General features: G+C 70.1%; 9 protein-coding genes. 3 read left to right on the forward strand and 6 right to left on the reverse strand.

Annotated features, from left to right (window positions below):
* Positions 1-34: 34 nt before the first annotated feature.
* The gene (locus ACIGW2_RS12590; RefSeq protein WP_399843230.1) at positions 35-2,377 is read right to left on the reverse strand and encodes a DUF6049 family protein; all 2,343 of its coding nucleotides are present in this window, start codon (positions 2,375-2,377) and stop codon (positions 35-37) included.
* Between the two features lie 208 nt (positions 2,378-2,585).
* Here ACIGW2_RS12590 and ACIGW2_RS12595 point away from each other — a divergent pair, with 208 nt between their 5' ends.
* Positions 2,586-4,031, forward strand: a complete 1,446-nt coding sequence (locus ACIGW2_RS12595; protein ID WP_361578652.1) for a CCA tRNA nucleotidyltransferase — start codon at positions 2,586-2,588, stop codon at positions 4,029-4,031.
* 86 nt (positions 4,032-4,117) lie between these two features.
* Here the strand turns inward: ACIGW2_RS12595 and ACIGW2_RS12600 are convergent, their stop codons facing one another.
* The 3 genes from ACIGW2_RS12600 to ACIGW2_RS12610 all read right to left on the reverse strand — a co-directional run bounded on the left by ACIGW2_RS12600 (position 4,118) and on the right by ACIGW2_RS12610 (position 7,353).
* A complete protein-coding gene (locus tag ACIGW2_RS12600; protein WP_399843233.1) occupies positions 4,118-5,419 on the reverse strand; it encodes an MFS transporter in 1,302 nt (433 codons plus the stop codon).
* Between the two features lie 110 nt (positions 5,420-5,529).
* Positions 5,530-6,612 carry an inositol-3-phosphate synthase gene (locus ACIGW2_RS12605; RefSeq protein ID WP_391653988.1) on the reverse strand — a complete coding sequence of 361 codons (1,083 nt, stop codon included), beginning with the start codon at positions 6,610-6,612 and terminating at the stop codon, positions 5,530-5,532.
* 48 nt (positions 6,613-6,660) lie between these two features.
* Positions 6,661-7,353, reverse strand: coding sequence for a PadR family transcriptional regulator (locus tag ACIGW2_RS12610; RefSeq protein WP_361578661.1), 693 nt, complete (start codon positions 7,351-7,353; stop codon positions 6,661-6,663).
* A gap of 407 nt (positions 7,354-7,760) precedes the next feature.
* Here ACIGW2_RS12610 and ACIGW2_RS12615 point away from each other — a divergent pair, with 407 nt between their 5' ends.
* Entirely contained in the window at positions 7,761-10,499 is a 2,739-nt protein-coding gene (locus ACIGW2_RS12615) for a transglycosylase domain-containing protein (RefSeq protein ID WP_399843237.1), read from the forward strand.
* Positions 10,500-10,620: 121 nt separating this feature from the next.
* A complete protein-coding gene (locus ACIGW2_RS12620; protein WP_391653986.1) occupies positions 10,621-12,102 on the forward strand; it encodes a glycosyltransferase family 87 protein in 1,482 nt (493 codons plus the stop codon).
* A gap of 90 nt (positions 12,103-12,192) precedes the next feature.
* Here ACIGW2_RS12620 and ACIGW2_RS12625 read toward each other — a convergent pair whose 3' ends face one another.
* Together ACIGW2_RS12625 and ACIGW2_RS12630 are read right to left on the reverse strand one after the other, a co-directional pair.
* Entirely contained in the window at positions 12,193-13,224 is a 1,032-nt protein-coding gene (locus ACIGW2_RS12625; RefSeq protein ID WP_356062210.1) for an alanine racemase, read from the reverse strand.
* Positions 13,225-13,354: 130 nt separating this feature from the next.
* On the reverse strand, positions 13,355-14,473 hold the full coding sequence (locus ACIGW2_RS12630) for a peptidoglycan bridge formation glycyltransferase FemA/FemB family protein (protein ID WP_356062212.1): 1,119 nt from the start codon (positions 14,471-14,473) through the stop codon (positions 13,355-13,357).
* Positions 14,474-14,560 lie beyond the last annotated feature (87 nt).

Consider the following 14,560-nt stretch of genomic DNA (forward strand, 5'->3'; position numbering starts at 1 on the left):
CTCATCGTCCCCGGCCGACCGGCCACGACATCGCTCAACGGTCCACTTTCTCACCCGGGCCCGACGGGTCGCCGCTTTCGGACCCGGTGTCCGGTGTCGGGTCACTCGGCTGCTCGGGATCCGTGTCCTCCGACGGGGCCGCGTCCGCGGTCTCCGCCGGAGCCTCCGGCTCCGTCCCGGCCTCGTCGTGGGCCTCGGCCCCGGCGTTCCGGGCGGCCGCGCGCTTGCGCTGGCTGTACATCCGGATGCCGGCGAGGACGAGCAGCAGCACACCGCCGGCGATGACGAGCATCACCGTCGGGGTGATCTCGGAGACCTTCACCGTGAAGGTCATCGGCTTGCCGTAGGGGGTGCCGTCCTCGGTGTAGAGCTGGGCGGTCATGGTGACCGGGCCGTTGGCGTTGGCCGAGGTGTCGAACTTCACCGACTGGCTGTGGCCGCCGTCGATCGTCACCGACCGTGCGGCCTCACCGGAGTCGCCGTCCAGCTTCAGACGGGTCTTGTTGCTGGACTTCAGCTTGAGGACCAGGTGGTCCACACCCTGGAGCAGCCGGTTCTGCACGGTCACCGGGATGGTGGCGCTGCGGCCGGACAGCGTGAGGTCGGACTTCTCGATCAGCTGCACTTCCTGCGTGAGGCTGCGCAGGTAGTCCTGCACCTCCTTGCGGTACAGGCTCGCCGAGGGCGCCTCGCCGCGCCACGAGGTCGACATCTCGCGGCTGATCGCGTTGGTGAAGGGCGGCACCACGCGGTCGGGGAAGGTCAGGATGACCTGGAAGTCGTCCAGCTGGTCGCGGGTGTCCTTCATCTGCCGGAAGGCCTCGGAGGTCAGCTCCTGGGCCCGCAGCCGCTTCGGGTAGGACGAGCCGCCAGGGACCCGCTTCGACGCGTCGGGGTCGGACTGGGCGGCGGCGGCCTGGAGGTCGACCGGCTCCGTCCAGCGCTTCGCGGCGAGGCTCTGCAGGCCCTTGGCCATGGCCTGGGCCTGGGCGGTGGAGGGCATGCGCTGCGGCGCGACCACGATGCTGCGCTGCTCCTCGGGGAGCTCCAGGGTGATCGCGAGCGACTGGGCGAGGAACTCCTGCACGGCCAGGGTCGAGTTCTCGGCCCGGATCATGTCGCCCTGGAAGGCGGTCGACAGGCCCGCGTCGCTGACGATCGCGGTGGTGCCGCCGCCGATGGGACGGGCCGAGGTCGGCGTGTACGAGAGGTCGTCGCGGAAGCTGTCGCTGCGCGCGATGACGTTGCGGGCGCCGGCGGAGGTGGCCACGGCCATGATCGAGGGGTCCACGGCGCCCTCGACCGGCCAGGCGAAGTCGGTGGAGGGCTTCACGTGCAGGATGGTCTCCACCGTGGTGGAGGCCAGTGCCGTGGCCTGCTGGAGGTGGCTGAGCGAGCCGGGGACGTCCTTGCCGTGGTGGGCGAGGGAGGCCAGGTCCGGGTCGGCGAAGGGCAGCGCCACCACCTTGCGGCCCTGGACGGCCTTCTCCAGGTCGTTCAGCCAGCGCTCGGCGACCGCCTGGTTCCGGCCCGGGACCTCCGTCGTGCCGTTCTTGACCATGTACGGCTCGGTCATGGCCGTGACGCTGGCCAGCAGGTCCGGATCGATGACCCAGGTGACCGGGAGGTCCTTGCCGAGCGCCACCATCTCGGCGAGCCGGCCGCCCGGGGCCAGCTCGGCCGCCAGCTCGTCGTTCTCGAAGACGGGGGTCTGCTGCTGGTTGGCGCCGGTCTCGGCGGAGACCCGGGCGGTGGAGATCAGCGGCCAGAGGTAGCCGATCTGAGTCTTCTTCTCGGTGGCCTCGGGCTGGAAGGGCAGCAGCGTCCGCTCGATGCCGAGCACCCGGTCGTAGGACTGGCTCGCGGTCCGGCCGGTCAGGGAGACGCCGAGCTGATAGACGCCGGCCTCGTCCAGTCCGAGCTTGGCGACCGGGACGGAGAGCGTGAAATCACTGCTCAGCCCGGCGCCGAGCCGGGGGATCCGCACCGTGAAGGCGTCGCCCAGCGGAGCCGGGTCGCGGCCCTCCCGGTAGGCCCGCCGGCCGGAGACCTCGTCGATCTCGCTGCGGCTGCTCATTCGGGGACCGACCCGCAGATCGACCGTGGCGTCCGTCACGGCCTGCTTGCCCTCGTTGGTGACCGTGCCGCTGATGGTGAGCGTGTCGCCCTCCACGGGGGCGCTCGGGCTCAGCGTGTCGAGGGACACGTCGACGGCGCCGGAGCCGTTCGCACGCTCGGTGGCCGCGGTCGCGGGGGCGGCGGTGGCCGGGGCGACACCGGTCAGTAGCGGCACCGCGACGGCGAGTGAGGCCGTGCGCCGCAGCCAGCGGCGGGCAGGTGAGGGAAGGGTCCCCTGGATAGCTGCCGCCTCGGCCACGCGTCGCCCGTCCTCGTCGTTGTCTGTGGTGTCAGTGGTGTCGCTGGTGGTTCCCGGTTGCTGTGTCCAGGCATGGTAACGAGGCACGCGGGGGCCAAGTGCCGGGGACTGCTCCAGCCGATGGGACGCGGCGGGTCGCGGGCCGACCCGCGGATCCGCGGAATAACGGGGACGTGGGGGCAGGCCGGTGCACGTACCCTTTTCTGTTGTGCCGAACGCCAACGAAGACACCCCGACTGCCCTGAGCCAGGTGCAACGCCGCGCGGTCAGTGAACTACTGCGCGTGTCCCCTGTCGCCGACGACCTCGCCCGCCGCTTCAAGGACGCCGGGTTCAGCCTCGCGCTGGTCGGTGGCTCGGTGCGGGACGCCCTTCTCGGCCGTCTCGGCAACGACCTGGACTTCACCACGGACGCCCGCCCCGAGGCCGTACTGAAGATCGTGCGCCCCTGGGCCGACGCCGTCTGGGAGGTCGGCATCGCCTTCGGCACCGTCGGCTGCCAGAAGGAGGGCTACCAGGTGGAGATCACCACCTACCGCTCCGAGGCGTACGACCGCACCTCCCGCAAGCCCGAGGTCTCCTACGGCGACTCCATCGAGGAGGACCTCGTCCGGCGCGACTTCACCGTCAACGCCATGGCGGTGGCCCTCCCCGAGAAGGAGTTCATCGACCCGCACGGCGGTCTCGAAGACCTCGCCGAGCAGGTGCTGCGCACCCCGGGCACCCCTGAGGAGTCCTTCTCCGACGACCCGCTGCGCATGATGCGGGCCGCCCGCTTCGCCGCCCAGCTGGACTTCGAGGTCGCCCCCGAGGTCGTCACGGCCATGACCGAGATGGCGGGCCGGCTGGAGATCGTCTCCGCCGAGCGCATCCGTGAGGAGTTCAACAAGCTGCTGCTCTCGGCCCACCCCCGCAAGGGCCTCGGCCTGCTCGTGGACACCGGCCTCGCCGCCCATGTCCTCCCCGAGCTGCCGGCCCTGCGCCTGGAGAGCGACGAGCACCATCGCCACAAGGACGTCTACGAGCACTCCCTCACCGTGCTCGACCAGGCCATCGACCTGGAGGAGGACGGCCCCGACCTGGTGCTGCGTCTTGCCGCGCTGCTCCACGACATCGGCAAGCCGCGCACCCGGCGCTTCGAGAAGGACGGGCGGGTCTCCTTCCACCACCACGAGGTGGTGGGCGCCAAGATGACCAAGAAGCGCATGACGGCGCTGAAGTACTCCAACGAGATGATCAAGGACGTCTCGCGCCTCGTGGAGCTGCACCTGCGCTTCCACGGTTACGGCACGGGCGAATGGACCGACTCGGCCGTCCGCCGCTACGTCCGGGACGCCGGCCCGCTGCTCTCCCGGCTCCACAAGCTGACCCGCTCCGACTGCACCACGCGCAACAAGCGCAAGGCCGCCGCCCTCTCCCGGGCCTACGACGGTCTGGAGGAGCGCATCGCCAAGCTCCAGGAGCAGGAGGAGCTGGACTCGATCCGCCCCGACCTGGACGGCAACCAGATCCAGGAGATCCTGGGCATCCGCCCCGGCCCCGCCGTCGGTCAGGCCTACAAGTTCCTGCTGGAGCTGCGGCTGGAGAACGGCCCGATGGGAGAGGACGCCGCTGTCGCCGCGCTCAAGGAGTGGTGGGCGAGCCGGGAGGGGTGACGCGGTCGCCGTTGTTTCACGGTCGATGTTTCACGTGAAACATCGACGCGACGGTCTCGGGCAGGGGTGATGTTTCACGTGAAACATCACCCCTCTTCGTTGTCCGCCTCGTGCGGCCTCCGGGCCCTGCGGGCCTGGAGGCCGGAACGGATCAGGGCGAGCGAGAGCAGTGCGTAGACCATGGTCACCAGCAGGACGAGGGCGGGAGAGCGCCCGTCCGGCGGCAACATCGCCGCCGCGACGCCGGCGGCGCCGACGAAGGCGACGTTGAAGAGCACGTCGTAGAGGGAGAAGATCCGCCCGCGATAGGCGTCGTCCACCGAGGTCTGCACGAGCGTGTCGGTGGCGATCTTCGCGCCCTGGGTGATGAGCCCGAGCATGAAGGCGGCCACGAGGAACGGGGTCCGGGCGAAGGTGAGCCCCAGGGTGGGCGTCAGTACGGCCGCGGCCCCCGTGCACATGGTCATCCAGCCGAAGGCGCCGAAGCGCCCCACAGCCCAGGGCGAGAGCACGGCCGCGGCGAAGAAGCCGGCCCCGGAGGCGGCGACGGCCAGCCCGAGGACGGCGAGCCCCTGCGACTCCGTGGTGCTCCACGCGTACCGGGAGAGCATGAGGACGGTGACGAAGAGGGCGCCGTAGCAGAAGCGCATCAGCGTCACGGCGGAGAGCGCCCGGGCGGCGGCGCGCCGCTCGGACAGGTGGCGCAGCCCGCCCGCGAGCCCGCGGGCGGTGGAGGCGAGGGCGGCGGAGAGCCGGGGCTGGAGCACCTCCGGATCGGGGCCGAGGAGCTCGCGGGACATCCGGAGCGAGGCGAGCGCGGAGCAGAGATAGAGGACGGCGCCCAGGAGGACCACGGCCGCGTCGGAGTCGTCCGCCACGAGCCGGACGCCGAAGGCCAGCCCGCCGCCGAGGGTCGCCGCCAGGGTGCCCGCGGTCGGCGAGAGCGAGTTGGCGACGACGAGGCGCTCGGCGTCGACCACCCGCGGGAGCGCGGCGGAGAGGCCGGCCAGGACGAAGCGGTTGACGGCCGTGACGGAGAGGGCGGAGGCGTAGAACAGCCATTCCGGCACGGAGGCCAGCATCAGCACCGCGGTGCCGCCGGCCAGCAGGGCCCGCAGCAGGTTTCCGTGGAGGAAGACCTGGCGCCGCTGCCAGCGGTCGAGCAGCACGCCGGCGAAGGGGCCGACGAGGGAGTAGGGGAGCAGCAGCACCGCCATGGCGGAGGCGATGGCCGCCGCGCTGGTCTGCTTCTCCGGGGAGAAGACGACGTACGTGGCCAGGGCGACCTGGTAGACGCCGTCGGCGCACTGGGAGAACAGGCGGACGGCGAGCAGGCGGCGGAAGTTGCGCAGTCGCAGGAGGACGCGCAGATCACGCACGACGGACATGGCAGCAAGACTCACATACGACGAGGGCCCCCGGGCAGGTGCCACGGGGACCCTCGTCAGAGCCTTCGCCGGGATCTCGACGGCCGGCGGGCCGTCGGGAGACCGTCAGGTCAGCGCTCGACCTCGCCCTTGATGAACTTCTCGACGTTCTCGCGGGCCACGTCGTCGAAGTACTGGACCGGCGGGGACTTCATGAAGTAGCTCGACGCGGAGAGGATCGGGCCGCCGATGCCGCGGTCCTTGGCGATCTTCGCGGCGCGCAGGGCGTCGATGATGACACCCGCGGAGTTCGGGGAGTCCCAGACCTCGAGCTTGTACTCCAGGTTCAGCGGGACGTCGCCGAAGGCGCGGCCCTCGAGGCGCACGTACGCCCACTTGCGGTCGTCCAGCCAGGCCACGTAGTCCGAGGGGCCGATGTGGACGTTCTTCTCGCCGAGGTCCCGGTCGGGGATCTGGGAGGTGACGGCCTGCGTCTTGGAGATCTTCTTGGACTCCAGGCGCTCGCGCTCGAGCATGTTCTTGAAGTCCATGTTGCCGCCGACGTTCAGCTGCATCGTGCGGTCGAGGATGACACCCCGGTCCTCGAAGAGCTTGGCCATCACGCGGTGCGTGATGGTGGCGCCGACCTGCGACTTGATGTCGTCACCGACGATCGGGACACCGGCCTCGGTGAACTTGTCCGCCCACTCCTTGGTGCCGGCGATGAAGACCGGGAGGGCGTTGACGAAGGCGACCTTGGCGTCGATGGCGCACTGGGCGTAGAACTTCGCCGCGTCCTCGGAACCGACGGGCAGGTAGCAGACCAGCACGTCGACCTGCTTGTCCTTGAGGACCTGGACGACGTCGACCGGGGCCTCGGCGGACTCCTCGATGGTCTGGCGGTAGTACTTGCCGAGGCCGTCGAGGGTGTGACCGCGCTGGACCGTGACGCCCGTGGCCGGAACGTCGCAGATCTTGATGGTGTTGTTCTCGCTGGCGCCGATGGCGTCCGCGAGGTCCAGGCCCACCTTCTTCGCGTCCACGTCGAACGCGGCCACGAACTCCACGTCACGGACGTGGTAGTCGCCGAACTGCACGTGCATCAGGCCGGGCACCTTGGACGCCGGGTCGGCGTCCTTGTAGTACTCGACGCCCTGCACCAGCGAGGCGGCGCAGTTGCCCACGCCGACGATGGCTACGCGAACCGAACCCATTTCCGGTTGCTCCCTGTGTGATCGTGGAAGCCCTGCTGACGCAGGGTTTCACTTGGCGGTGTCGTCGGACGGATCCGGCCGGGTACTGCCCCCGTGCCGGGGCAGGCCGCCCGTTTCTCCAGATTCTTGGTTCTGCTGCTGAGCGGCGCCCTCGGGGGCGTCGGGGCCGGATCGCTGATCCCGCCCCGCCCGCTCGCTCTCGATGAGCTCGTTCAGCCAGCGCACTTCGCGCTCCACGGACTCCATTCCGTGGCGCTGCAGCTCAAGCGTGTAGTCGTCGAGGCGCTCGCGCGTCCGGTTGAGGGAGGCGCGCATCTTCTCCAGACGCTCCTCCAGCCGGCTGCGGCGGCCCTCCAGCACCCGCATCCGCACCTCGCGCTCGGTCTGGCCGAAGAAGGCGAAGCGGGCCGCGAAGTGCTCGTCCTCCCAGGCGTCCGGGCCGGTGTGGGAGAGGAGCTCCTCGAAGTGCTCCTTACCTTCGGCCGTCAACCGATAGACGATCTTGGCGCGCCGCCCTGCGAGTGAAGCCGCCACGGCTTCCTCGGGGGCGCTGCCCGGTTCCTCGATCAACCAGCCGTTGGCGACCAGCGTCTTGAGGCACGGGTAGAGGGTCCCGTAGCTGAAGGCCCGGAAGATGCCCAGCGAGGTGTTGAGCCGCTTGCGCAGCTCGTACCCGTGCATCGGGGCTTCGCGGAGCAGGCCGAGAACGGCGAATTCGAGGATTCCTGAGCGCCGGCTCATTCGTCTCCTCCTCCGTTCTCGGGTCGTCTCGGGGACCGGGTGGAAAAACACTCCTATGCCGAGCCGATGTGCCGCACTGATGTATCGGCTCGATACATCCCGACGATAGAACGACCCCATGTCCGCGACAAGTGGGACTCGGGTGACCGGCGTCACATCGTCAATTCACAGCAATCGAGTTGCCTGATTTGGGGTGAACTCGCCCCCTAGGCAGGTTTTGGCCGTGCGTAGTCTGTGCGGCATGCAGACCACCGGGAACCGAGCAAGGCCGCGAGACGTCCGTGAAACGGGTGACCGGCTGCGACACGGCGGGGCTTCTTCCGAGGTCCGGCCGTGTGCATTTCGGGGGGACCGGAACTCAACTGCCGCTTCCAGGCGCACGCGCCTGCCCGAGGAGTAGTCGTTCGATGAGCGAGCACCGTCGCAAACCGCCGCAGCAGCCGCCGTACGGCGGTCGTGCCGCGGCACGGCGCGCCGCCCAGCAGCCGATGGGCCGCCGGGCGGCGCCCGGTCATGATGCCGCCATGGGGTCCCCTTCGGCCTCGTACGGGCCCCCTTCCTCTTATGGAGAGGAAGAGCGTCCCTACGGCGGACGGGCAGAGGCCCGTCGTGCCGCCCAGCGCGGTGGGCGCAGGCGCGCCCCCGAGGGCGGCGGCGGCCCGGGCGGCCCCGGTGGCCGGCGCGGTGGCGGCGGTGGACGCGGTGACGGTCCGGGGCGCGGTCGCGGTGGTGCCGGCGGGCGCCCGCCCGGCAAGAAGCGGATCATCGACTACCCGCGCTACGGCAAGTACGGCTGGCGTCGCTGGATGCCGTCCTGGAAGCTGGTGACGGGCCTGTTCCTGGCCTTCGTCGGTGGTCTCATGGGCGCGGCGACGATCGCGTACGCCTGGGTGGACATTCCCGACACCGCCATCAGCGCCAAGCAGCAGAACAACGTCTTCTACTGGTCCGACAAGTCGGTGATGGCCGCGACCGGTGGTGAGGTCAACCGGCAGATCATCGGGTTCGAGAAGATCCCGAAGGCCATGCAGAACGCGGTGGTCTCGGCGGAGAACAAGACCTTCTGGGACGACTCGGGCATCGACCCGATGGGCATCGCCCGTGCCGTGTGGAACATGGCCAAGGGCGGTCAGACCCAGGGCGGCTCGACCATCACCCAGCAGTACGTGAAGAACAACCGTCTCGACGACCAGTCGCAGACGGTGACCCGCAAGGTCAAGGAACTCTTCATCTCGATGCGCGTGGGCAACGAGCTGGAGAAGACCGACATCATGGCGGGGTACCTCAACACCTCGTACTACGGGCGCGGTGCCTACGGCCTCCAGGCCGCGGCACGTGCGTACTTCGGCAAGGACGCCACCGAGCTCAACCCGAGTGAGTGCGCCCTCCTCGCCTCGGTGCTCAAGGGCGCGACGTACTACGACCCGGCCGGCTACCCGGAGATCGACCCCACCGCCACCAAGGAGGCGAACACCGAACGGGCGCGGAAGCGCTGGTCGTGGATCCTCGACGAGATGGTCAAGGACAAGAAGCTCGACGCCGGTGAGCGCGCGAAGTACACCGAGATGCCGAAGACGAAGCCGCGCAGCTCGGGCGCCCAGCTCGGCGGCCAGATCGGCTATCTGGTGCGTACGGCCGAGGCGAACTTCCTGAACAACAGCGACTTCACGACGCAGCAGCTCGCCAAGGGCGGCTTCGAGATCTATACGACCTTCGACAAGAAGAAGGTCAAGTCGCTCGAGGCAGCGGTCCAGAAGGTCTACAAGGAGAACATCGACCCGAAGAAGCGCCCGGACAAGGACACCCACGTCCAGTTCGGCGGCGCCTCGGTGGATGCGCAGACCGGCGCCATCGTCGCCCTCTACGGCGGTCAGGACGCCACCAAGCACTTCACCAACAACGCGGACCAGACCGGCGCCCAGGTCGGCTCGACCTTCAAGCCCTTCGTCCTCGCCGCCGCGATGCGTGACGGCGTGCGCGACCCCAAGGGACCGAAGGTGCAGGGCCCCGAGACCCGCACGATCGTCGACCCCGACAAGAGCGTCTACAACGGCACGAACAAGCTGACGATCAAGGAGTACGACGGCAGCACCTGGTACGACGACAAGGGCAACGAGTGGCGTCAGGTCAACGACGGCGGCGAGAGCGTGCCGAAGGTCGACCTGCGCAAGGCCATGATGAAGTCCCTGAACTCGCCGTACGTGCAGCTCGGCATGGACGTCGGCATCGACAAGGTGCGCCAGTCCGCGATCGACGCGGGCCTGCTCGACTCCTCCCTGGTGAAGGCGAACGTGCCCTCGTTCTCGCTGGGTATCTCCTCCCCGAGCGCGATCCGGATGGCCGGCGCCTACGCGACCTTCGCGAACAACGGTGAGCGCAACGACGTCTTCTCCGTGACCGAGGTCAAGCAGCGCGGCGAGGTCGTCTACGAGCACAAGGCCGAGCCCAAGCGGGCCTTCTCCACCGCCGTCGCCAGCAACGTCACCGACGTCCTGAAGGACGTCGTCGAGGGCGGCACCGGTACCAACGCCAAGCTGGACGACCGTGAGGCGGCCGGCAAGACGGGTACCACCGACGGCAACAACTCGGCCTGGTTCGTGGGCTACACCCCGCAGCTGTCCACGGCGATCGACATGTACCGCTTCCCCGACGACGAGACCATCAAGGACCGCAAGTTCGAGTCCATGAAGGGCACCGGCGGCCAGGCGAAGATCCACGGTGCGTCGTTCCCGTCGGAGATCTGGCACGACTACATGACCGATGCCGTCAAGGGCACCGACGTGAAGAAGTTCCCGGAGCCGGAGGACCTCGACGGCGAGGCGGTCTACGGCGGCGGCGCGGTCAGCCCGACGCCGACGCCGACGCCGACGGAGACCGCGTCCCAGACGCCGTCCGCGACCCCGTCGACCCAGGCGCCCACCGAGAAGCCGACCAAGACGCCCGGCCCGGACAAGACGTGCAGCGTCTGGGACTGGCCGTGCAAGGACAACGGCGGCACCAGCACGGGCGCCGACAGCGGCGGCACCACCAGCGGTGGCACCACCACCACGCCGAGCCCCGATCCGACGAGCTCGACCGTCGACCCGACCACCAACGGCGGAGGCGGCGGCAAGCCGGGCGGCACCTCATGGGGCGTGAGCGGCTAGCCCGCACCCCTGAGGAGCGCCCCAGGGCCCCGAGGGCCGTCGCACCCGGTCCGTACCTCGTACGGAAACGGGCGCGGCGGCCCTCACCGTTTTCCCAGGGGCGTACGGCAGGATGTCCCCCATGCCGAGCCTCCAGAAGACGAGCCCTGCGCAGGACCCCCCGGTGGTCTGCCCCACCCGGCGGGACGAGGTGGCCGCCGCCGGCAGCGAGCTGATCGGCGGTCCGATCGGACGCCGGGCGCTGCTCGGCGCCGGGCAGCTGACCCCGGTCCGGGTCGTCGTCCTCGTGGCCCTCGGGATGTTCGCCCTCGGCATGGTGCAGAAGCTGCCCTGCTACAACTGGGCCTGGTTCCGCGGCTCCACCTCGCAGTACACCCACGCCTGCTACTCCGACATCCCGCACCTCTTCACCGGGCGCGGCTTCGCGGAGGGCCTGGTCCCGTACTTCGACCGGGTGGGCGGCGACATACCGTTCCTGGAGTACCCGGTGCTGACCGGGCTGTTCATGCAGGTCGCCGCGTGGCTGACGCCGGGCGGGGACGTGACGGCGCAGGAGCGCGCGTTCTGGATGGTCAATGCGGGCCTGCTCATGGTCTGTGCGGCGGTCCTGGCGGTCTGTGTGGCCAGGACGCACCGGCGGCGCCCCTGGGACGGGCTGCTCGTGGCGCTCGCGCCCGCGGTCGCGCTGACCGCCACCATCAACTGGGACCTGCTGGCCGTGGCGCTGACGGCCGCCGCGCTGCTGATGTGGTCGCGGAGCCGGCCGCTGGCCGCCGGGGTGCTGCTCGGGCTCGCGACGGCCGCCAAGTTCTATCCGGCGCTGCTGCTGGTGCCCCTGCTGCTGCTGTGCTGGCGGGCCGGGAAGTGGCGGGCCTTCGGCACGGCGCTGCTCGGTGCCGCGGGGGCCTGGCTGCTGGTGAACCTGCCGGTGCTGGTGTTCGCGACGGACGGCTGGAAGCAGTTCTACGTCTTCAGCACGGACCGGAACGTCGACTTCGGTTCGGTGTGGCTGCTGATCAGCCAGCTCACCGGTGAGCAGATGCGCCCCGAGACCGCGAACTACTGGGCGCTGTTCCTGATGATGCTCGCCGTCGCGGGGCTCGCCTACCTGGCCTTCAACGCGCCCCGCCGGCCGCGCCTCGCCCAGCTGGTGTTCCTGATCGTGGCCGCGTTCGTGCTGGTCAACAAGGTCTACTCGCCGCAGTACGTGCTGTGGCTGGTGCCGCTCGCGGCGCTGGCCCGGCCGCGGTGGCGGGACTTCCTGGTGTGGCAGGGCTGCGAGGTCCTGTACTTCTTCGCGATCTGGTTCTACCTGGCGTACACGAGCGGCCCGAGCAAGCAGGGGCTGCCGACCGACGGCTACCAGTTCGCGATCGTGCTGCACGTCCTCGGGACGCTCTATCTGTGTGCCGTGATCGTGCGGGACATCCTGGTGCCCGACCGGGACGGGGTGCGGCGCGACGGCTCCGACGACCCCTCCGGGGGCGTCCTGGACGGCGCCGAGGACGTGTTCGTGCTCGGCAGGGCGGCGCACCCGGCGCGGCACGCGGCCCCGGCCGTGGAGGGCACGCGGGTGGACTGGGGCCTGCCGCCCCGCGAGTGACCGCGCCCGCGCCACGGACGCAAGCGGCCCCCGGGGAGTCCCCCGGGGGCCGCTTCGGCGTTCCTTCGCGCTACGGCTGCTCGCGCCGGCTCAGCGCTCGACGAGCCGGTCGTACTGCGTGGTGGTGTGGCGCAGGTGCGCCACCAGCTCGTCGCCGACCTTCGGCTCCTGGGCGTCGGACGGCACGAACAGGATCGACACCTGCATGTGCGGCGGCTCGGCGAACCAGCGCTGCTTGCCGGCCCAGACGAACGGGGAGAGGTTCCGGTTGACGGTGGCGAGGCCGGCCCTGGCGACGCCCTTGGCGCGCGGCATCACGCCGTGCATGGCCTTGGGGGCCTCCAGGCCGACGCCGTGCGAGGTGCCGCCGGCGACCACGACGAGCCAGCCGTCGGAGGCGGCCTTCTGCTGCCGGTAGCCGAAGCGGTCGCCCTTGGCGACCCGGGTGACGTCGAGTACCGCGCCGCGGTACTCGGTGGCCTCGTGGTCGCCCAGCCACAGCCGGGTGCCAATGCGGGCCCGGAAGCGGGTCTGCGGGAACTGCTGCTGGAGCCGGGCCTGCTCGTCGGCGCGCAGGTGGCTGACGAACATGGTGTGCAGCGGCAGCCGGGCGGCACGCAGCCGGTCCATCCAGGCGATGACCTCCTCGACGGCGTCGGTGCCGTCGGTGCGGTCGAGCGGCAGGTGCAGGGCGAAGCCCTCCAGGCGCACGTCCTCGATGGCCGCGTGGAGCCGGGGCAGGTCCTCCTCGTGGATGCCGTGCCGCTTCATCGAGCTCATGCACTCGATGACGACCCGGGCGCCCACCAGGGCGTGCACGCCGTCCACGGAGGACACCGAGCGGATGACCCGGTCGGGCAGTGGCACCGGTTCCTCACCGCGCCGGAACGGGGTGAGGACGAGCAGGTCGCCGCCGAACCAGTCCTTGATCTTCGCGGCCTCGTAGGTGGTGCCCACCGCGAGCATGTCCGAGCCGAAGCGCGCGGCCTCGTCCGAGAGGCGCTCGTGGCCGAACCCGTAGCCGTTGCCCTTGCAGACCGGGACCAGGCCCGGGAACTGCTCGATCACGGTCTTCTGGTGCGCCCGCCAGCGAGCGGTGTCGACGTAGAGGGAGAGCGCCATGGCCGGCCCGGAACCTTTCTGGTGGCTGCGGTCTGTCAAAAGTGTGTACGAGGCTGGGTACGAGCCTACGCAAGGCCCGCCGCGCCGTCAGCGAGGCGGCGGGCGCGGCGGTGGCTGCGTCGCCCGGTGCTCAGCGCCGCGACATGTAGATGTCCAGGGCCTTGTGCAGGAGCTTGTTGAGCGGGAAGTCCCACTCGCCGAGGTACTCGGCGGCCTCGCCGCCGGTGCCGACCTTGAACTGGATCAGGCCGAAGAGGTGGTCGGTCTCGTCCAGCGAGTCCGAGATGCCGCGCAGGTCGTAGACGGTCGCGCCCATCGCGTAGGCGTCGCGCAGCATCCGCCACTGCATGGCGTTGGAGGGGCGGACCTCGCGGCCGATGTTGTCCGAGGCGCCGTAGGAGTACCAGACGTGGCCGCCGACCACGAGCATCGTCGCGGCGGAGAGGTTCACGCCGTTGTGGCGGGCGAAGTAGAGCCGCATGCGGTTGGGGTCCTCGTTGTTGAGGACGGTCCACATGCGCTGGAAGTACGAGAGCGGGCGCGGGCGGAACTTGTCGCGGACGGCGGTGATCTCGTACAGCCGCTGCCACTCGGCCAGGTCCTCGTAACCGCCCTGGACGACCTCGACGCCGGCCTTCTCGGCCTTCTTGATGTTGCGGCGCCACAGCTGGTTGAAGCCCTTGAGGACGTCGTCGAGCGAGCGGTTCGCGAGCGGGACCTGGAAGACGTAGCGGGGCTGGACGTCGCCGAAGCCGGCGCCGCCGTCCTCGCCCTGCTGCCAGCCCATCTTCCGCAGCCGGTCGGCGACTTCGAAGGCGCGCGGCTCGATGTGGGTGGCCTCGACGTCACGCAGGCGCTTGACGTCCGGGTCCTGGATGCCGGACTTGATCGCGGCGGCGTCCCAGCGGCGGATGACCACCGGCGGGCCCATCTTCACGGAGAAGGCGCCCTGCTGCTTGAGGTGGGCCAGCATCGGCTGGAGCCACTCGTCGAGGTTGGGGGCGTACCAGTTGATGACCGGGCCCTCGGGCAGATAGGCCAGGTAGCGCTTGATCTTGGGCAGCTGGCGGTAGAGCACCAGACCGGCGCCGACGAGCTCGCCGGTCTTGTCGAACCAGCCGAGGTTCTCGGAGCGCCACTCCGTTTTCACGTCAGCCCACGCCGGGACCTGGCAGTGGCTCGCCGCGGGCTGGCTCTGGATGAATGCCAGATGCTGCTCACGACTGATAGTCCTCAGGGTCAGGCTCATGCGGGGCGCTCCTCGGCAGGTGTGTCCCCATCGGTTGCGGGGCTCCGGCTCTCGCGCCGAAGCCTACTGCGACCTGGGAGCGCCCCG

The organism is Streptomyces sp. NPDC053541 (assembly GCF_044544705.1).
In the GTDB taxonomy this organism is placed as follows: domain Bacteria; phylum Actinomycetota; class Actinomycetes; order Streptomycetales; family Streptomycetaceae; genus Streptomyces.

What these genes read in the sequence shown, in the direction of transcription:
- ACIGW2_RS12600 (WP_399843233.1), bottom strand. Translation starts at nt 5,419, where the DNA reads ATGTCCGTCGTGCGTGATCTGCGCGTCCTCCTGCGACTGCGCAACTTC.
- ACIGW2_RS12605 (WP_391653988.1), bottom strand. Translation starts at nt 6,612, where the DNA reads ATGGGTTCGGTTCGCGTAGCCATCGTCGGCGTGGGCAACTGCGCCGCC.
- ACIGW2_RS12610 (WP_361578661.1), bottom strand. Translation starts at nt 7,353, where the DNA reads ATGAGCCGGCGCTCAGGAATCCTCGAATTCGCCGTTCTCGGCCTGCTC.
- ACIGW2_RS12615 (WP_399843237.1), top strand. Translation starts at nt 7,761, where the DNA reads ATGAGCGAGCACCGTCGCAAACCGCCGCAGCAGCCGCCGTACGGCGGT.
- ACIGW2_RS12620 (WP_391653986.1), top strand. Translation starts at nt 10,621, where the DNA reads ATGCCGAGCCTCCAGAAGACGAGCCCTGCGCAGGACCCCCCGGTGGTC.
- ACIGW2_RS12625 (WP_356062210.1), bottom strand. Translation starts at nt 13,224, where the DNA reads ATGGCGCTCTCCCTCTACGTCGACACCGCTCGCTGGCGGGCGCACCAG.
- ACIGW2_RS12630 (WP_356062212.1), bottom strand. Translation starts at nt 14,473, where the DNA reads ATGAGCCTGACCCTGAGGACTATCAGTCGTGAGCAGCATCTGGCATTC.